The sequence below is a fragment of the Vibrio sp. OPT46 genome (assembly GCF_015163535.1).
Taxonomy (GTDB): Bacteria; Pseudomonadota; Gammaproteobacteria; order Enterobacterales; family Vibrionaceae; genus Vibrio; species Vibrio alginolyticus.
This window is the reverse complement of sequence record NZ_JADDYG010000308.1, coordinates 39,792-40,804: the sequence shown is the minus strand read 5'-3', so window position 1 is coordinate 40,804 and position 1,013 is coordinate 39,792. Positions and strand designations below refer to the sequence as shown.

At 43.7% G+C, this 1,013-nt stretch carries 2 protein-coding genes; both read right to left on the bottom strand.

What is annotated here, in order from left to right; translation table 11 throughout:
* The coding region (locus IQR33_RS33160) for a beta-eliminating lyase-related protein (protein ID WP_228013910.1) at positions 1-415 on the bottom strand (415 nt) is incomplete at its 3' end.
* Positions 416-552: 137 nt separating this feature from the next.
* On the bottom strand, positions 553-1,013 hold a 461-nt coding region (locus IQR33_RS33155), incomplete at its 5' end, for an immunity 49 family protein (protein ID WP_228013909.1).

Here is a 1,013-nt window from a genome sequence, read left to right as displayed (position 1 = left end):
CGGCTGCGATTTCATCCGGCCACGCAGTGAGATCCTCAAGCTTCCATGTTTGATAAGGGTTCCCTACTGGCAAAATACTAAAGCGATGTTGAAGCTGATAACCTTGTTTTTCATGCACCGGAATATGGCTAGATGCGTGCATGGCGACAATAGGATTACGCTTTTGTCTTGTGACAATTTCAAGCACCGTTGGTTGCGTCATCGTTCCTGTTACAACAAAAAGCCCTGCCTCGTAACCCAGCAGATCGGCAACCTTTTGCTCGAACGCTTGAATCGTTTCTCCATCGCCGTAGACATCGTGATTAACGTTGTTTTCTCCGCACCACTTCGCCATTTTCGCAAAGTGTTCGGCTGGAGAATCTTCTTTATTACCGGAGAGATGGGTATGACAAAGCTGTTTTAGGTGGGCACTCATTGTTCTGTCCTTTGAATCAAAGTTTCAACAATGTAACTTGTTAAAACGGAGGCGTAAACTGCATTTTCGCGATGCATTTTCTGCTTATGCTTCCATGCTGAACCTCCGATTGGACATAGATTTAACTTAAGAGTGATTTACGCAGAACGAAGATCATGCTCACCGTAAACAAGCCATTTCGGTAAATATGCGGCTTCTGGAATCGTCCAGCCATACTTATCGTATGCTAATGCAGCAAGACCAGTCAGTTTCAGAGAAACATTTCCTTTTGGCGAATAACGAACATCTTCATTCATGTAGAACTGGTAATGCGCCTCTAACGCATCTCTCAGTGCTTCTTGATAATGTGACTCATCGCCATCGATAATGGCAACAAACACATTCACAAAAGGAATAAACAAAGAATGTACATATGGCACCCTGGTTGATTCTAAATATTGCGGGGAGGATTTCTCCATCACAGTTTGCAATAACGCAGGTAGCGCTGATGAATTACTAAATACACCTTTAACGAACTCGACCAGTGCAACATCAAAAGGATCTTTTAAACGCACTAACGACTCATCCATGATGGTCATCAGCTCTACGCAGCGCCAAT